The sequence below is a fragment of the uncultured Thermus sp. genome (genome assembly GCF_938010445.1).
Taxonomy (GTDB): domain Bacteria; phylum Deinococcota; class Deinococci; order Deinococcales; family Thermaceae; genus Thermus; species Thermus altitudinis.
The window spans coordinates 1-3,588 of sequence record NZ_CALLUR010000067.1 but is presented as its reverse complement, the minus strand read 5'-3'; the positions used below and the strand labels follow the sequence as shown (position 1 = coordinate 3,588).

Sequence of the window (3,588 nt, the reverse complement as noted above, 5' to 3'; positions counted from 1 at the left end):
AGGACTTTGCCCCTCATGCCCCCAGGGTGCCACGGGAAGGGTTACGCGGAGGGCCTGAGGTTACGCGAGGTTACGCGGGAGGCCAGCTATGGAACCCCTTCCGCGTAACCTCGCGTAACCTCCCCCCTGCTACCCTGAGGCTAACCCGTAAGGGGGTGAAGGAGATGCTCAAGGAAGTGCAGGAGGTCAAGGTCGGCGGCCGGACGCGGCGGGTCCACGTGAGGCCCTTCGCCTGGAACCTGCACGCGCCCACCCACATGGAGTGGACCCCGGACGGCAGGCTCCTGGTGGTGGAGCGCACCACGGGCAAGGTGAAGGACGTCACCAAGGGCGGGGACATGGAGGAGGCTAAGCCCTTCGCCTGGGGGCTCCAGGGGCCCTCCAGCATGTGCCCGCTGCCAGATGGTAGGTTTTTGATCACAGAGTTCTGGGGTGGGCGAATCAGAGACATCACACAAGGTGGAGACGCACGCAAATCTGATGTTTTAGCTGAGGGGCTACAGGCGCCATACAGTCTTGTTTACGATGAAAGGCGCCAAAAACTTTCTGTAACGGTCTCGGAGGGGCGCCGCTCCAGAGCTGATGTACTCATAGATCTCCAAACGGGACAAACGGAACCCTTGGTGAAGGATATACCTCTTTTCCCGCCTCCCGGTTTCGAAGATGTTTCGTCTCCCCCTGATGACCCCAAAAGGAAACGGGGTATAGCTGTCTTCGCTGGATGTAACGACTGGAAGAAAGTCAATCGTGTTCCCGAACTCCCCTATGGCTCACTTTTGACTGTCGCCGAGTACCTCTTGGGTGTACCTGATGCTGGAGGCCCCTTTACCTTCGGAGAACTCCTGGAACATCACTGCTTAGCTTCGGGTCTTAACTTTACGGGAGGAATGATAGACGACCCCCTGAACCCTGAGATAACTTACATCACACAGCCGTTACGGGGCTCGGTCATCGCTGTAAACGTTAGGGACCAGGGTGACTACCGACATCAGCCTCCCGTCGTTTCCGGGTTGCCGATGGTTTCCTGTGTCAGGATTTCGCAAAATGGCGAAAAAATGTTCGCTTGTTCTATCTCTGGCGGGGTGGTCTGGGTAATAGAGGGGTTTTCTCCACTTGAGGCATAAAGAGTCTGTTTTGGCTGAGGCCCTGAGCGACCTCGGGGCCTCCCTGGGCTTTAGCGCCCTCGCCCTGGAAGTGGCCCGCACGGGGGAAGCCTTATGGGTGGGCTTCTTCGCCGCCCTGGGCTACCTTACCCTAGGGCCTCTTCTCCTCCTCAGCCCCTGGGTGGAGCGGCGGGGCCTGGCCCGGGCTCTCCTGGAGTTGCGCCTGGCCCGGGGCCTCCTGTTCCTCCCCCTTCCCTTCCTGCCGCGGGAAGCCGCCCTCCTGGTCTTCTACGCTTACCCCCTTATGGTCCTCACCGACCTGGCCATCGTGGCCTGGGAAGGCCTCCTGGTGCGGAGAGGCCGGGACAGGCTGGCGGAAAGGAGCGGCAAGCTCTACGCTGCCTGGGAGGTGGGAGGGCTGGTGGGAGTCGGCCTCGGCCCCGCCCTCTTCGCCCTCCATCCCGCCCTCCCTTACCTCCTTGCCGCCGGGATCCTCCTCCTGGCCTGGGCCCTCCTCCGCCCCGCCCTCACGGGGGAGAAGGGGGAGAGGGAGGAGGCGACGAGGCCCGAGGCCTTGGTGCAGTCCCTCCGTCGCCTCCTGGCCTACGCCCCCCTCAGGCCCTATCTCCTCCTTTCCCTCCTCTTTACCCTGGCCCACGCCCTCACCACCGCCCTTCTGGGCCTTCTGGCCCTCCGGGCGGGCACCCCGGAAGCCCTCTTCGGCCTGGTCTTCGTGCTGCAAAGCCTGGGGTACACCCTGGGAAGCTACTTTGCCGGGCGGGTCCCACCGGCCCTGGCCTTTAGGCTGGGCCCATTAGGGGCAGCCCTCGGGGGGATGGGCTTTCTCCTGCCCTTTCCCCTCCTCCTCGCCGCCCCACCCCTCTTAGGCCTGGGGGTGGCCCTCCTCAGCACCCACCTGCGGGCGGTGCGGGGCTGGCTCCTGCCCAAGGAGGGCCTGGCCCCAAGCCTTGCCGCCATCCGGGCCCTCCTCTACGGGGCCGGGGCCCTGGGGGGCCTGGGGGCGGGGGTCCTGGGCAAGGGGAATCCAGCCCTGCCCCTCCTCCTAGGAGCCTTGGGATTCCTGGTCCTTCTTCCCTTCGCTTTAGGACCCCTCCACCCTAGGCGACTGGAGGCCTTAAGGCAAGAAGAAGCAGAGTAGGAATCTTGGACAAGGAGAATCTACCCCTTCTCGTTTTGGGCCCGTTTCCGGCCAGCCTGTAGGCGTATGACAATAGCCCTCCTCCTCTGGCTGGAGGCCTTCCGCCTCTTCGGGGCGGGGTTCTTCTACTTCGCCCACGCCGCCCTCACCGCTCTTGGGGCCTTGAGCCCCCTAGAGGCCAGCTTAGCCCTGGCCTTCCGTCTCCTGGCCGAGCCCCTCTTCGCCCTCTATGGGGGGCATCTGGCCGACCGGTGGCCCAGGGGAAGGCTCCTCCTCCTCCTGGCCGGGGGGCTCCTCCTCGCCCTCGCCCCCTGGGTGGGAAGGGGGTGGCGGTGAAGGCAGGCTAGGTCTCGCCGGCAAACGCGGCTCTGGGGCGCCGGAATGGGGCCTGTGGTAAAGTGAGAAGGGAATGGTAAAGTCCAGGGTAAGCAGTAAAGGGCAGATCACCCTCCCCAAGGCGATCCGGGAGGCCCTTGGACTCCGCCCCGGAGAAGAGGTGGTCTTTGAGCTCCGGGAAGGGGGGGCCTTCCTCCGCCCCCGGCGCCGCGTACCCCTGGAAGCCCTGCTCGGGCGCCTGAAGGGCAAGCGGGGGTTCCCCGGGGAAGAGGCAGAGAGGCGGGCGCGGGAGGAGGCGTGGGGGGAAGGGGCCTAAAGCCTTACTAAGAGACTGTCGTAAAAGTCCGCTATACTTGAAGGGTGGCTTCTACACGGAGATCTTACCCCAGCGACCTGTCGGACGCGGAGTGGGCCATCCTGGAGCCGTTGATCCCCGCCCCCAAGCCCGGTGGCCGACCCGCAAAGGTGCCGAGGAGGGAGATCGTCAGCGCCATACTTTACGTCCTGGAAAACGGCATCGGGTGGCGGGCCATGCCTCACGACTTGCCCCACTGGTCCACGGTCTACCACTACTTCCGCAAGTGGCAGAAGGAAGGGGTTTGGGAGAAGGTAGCTCAGGTTCTGGCCCGTCGTGACCGGGAGCGGGAAGGATGGTATGCCTCCCCGAGGGCCCTGGTCATGGGCCAGTGGGTGAAGACGGGGGAAAAGGGGGGCCCCGGGGACACGACGGGGCGAAGAAGGTCAAGGGGAGGAAGCGGCAGGTCCTGACGGACACGGGGGGCCGTCTCTTGAAGGCCTTTGTCCACCCGGCCAATGAGCACGACAAGTGGGGTGGGCAAGCGTCCCTTTTGGGGATAGACCTTTCCTTGTGGCCCCGGGTGCGCAAGCTCTTTGTGGACTGGGGCTACCGGGGTTTGCGGGAGGTGGCCAGGGGGCTGGGACTGGAGCTGGAGGTGGTGGCCCGCCCCCATGCGGGGGTGCGGGAGGGGG

The 3,588-nt window shown here is 64.8% G+C and carries 6 protein-coding genes; all 6 read left to right on the top strand.

All coding sequences use genetic code 11. From position 1 onward, the window contains the following. Positions 1–164 precede the first annotated feature (164 nt). Positions 165–1,124, top strand: a complete 960-nt coding sequence (locus Q0693_RS04080; protein ID WP_243032442.1) for a hypothetical protein — start codon at positions 165–167, stop codon at positions 1,122–1,124. Beyond that, complete coding sequence (locus Q0693_RS04075) at positions 1,114–2,262, top strand: hypothetical protein (RefSeq protein ID WP_093008736.1); 1,149 nt, start codon at positions 1,114–1,116, stop codon at positions 2,260–2,262. Before Q0693_RS04080 ends, Q0693_RS04075 begins: the two co-directional genes overlap by 11 nt. 66 nt (positions 2,263–2,328) lie before the next feature. Next, on the top strand, positions 2,329–2,598 hold the full coding sequence (locus tag Q0693_RS04070; protein ID WP_130842623.1) for a hypothetical protein: 270 nt from the start codon (positions 2,329–2,331) through the stop codon (positions 2,596–2,598). Positions 2,599–2,671: 73 nt separating this feature from the next. Continuing rightward, positions 2,672–2,914, top strand: coding sequence for an AbrB/MazE/SpoVT family DNA-binding domain-containing protein (locus Q0693_RS04065; protein ID WP_130842622.1), 243 nt, complete (start codon positions 2,672–2,674; stop codon positions 2,912–2,914). 44 nt (positions 2,915–2,958) lie between these two features. After that, on the top strand, positions 2,959–3,366 hold the full coding sequence (locus tag Q0693_RS04060; protein WP_298629415.1) for an IS5 family transposase: 408 nt from the start codon (positions 2,959–2,961) through the stop codon (positions 3,364–3,366). After that, on the top strand, positions 3,249–3,588 hold a 340-nt coding region (locus tag Q0693_RS04055), incomplete at its 3' end, for a transposase (RefSeq protein WP_298629412.1). The genes Q0693_RS04060 and Q0693_RS04055, both read left to right, overlap by 118 nt.

What these genes read in the sequence shown, in the direction of transcription:
- Q0693_RS04080 (WP_243032442.1), top strand. Translation starts at nt 165, where the DNA reads ATGCTCAAGGAAGTGCAGGAGGTCAAGGTCGGCGGCCGGACGCGGCGG.
- Q0693_RS04070 (WP_130842623.1), top strand. Translation starts at nt 2,329, where the DNA reads ATGACAATAGCCCTCCTCCTCTGGCTGGAGGCCTTCCGCCTCTTCGGG.
- Q0693_RS04065 (WP_130842622.1), top strand. Translation starts at nt 2,672, where the DNA reads ATGGTAAAGTCCAGGGTAAGCAGTAAAGGGCAGATCACCCTCCCCAAG.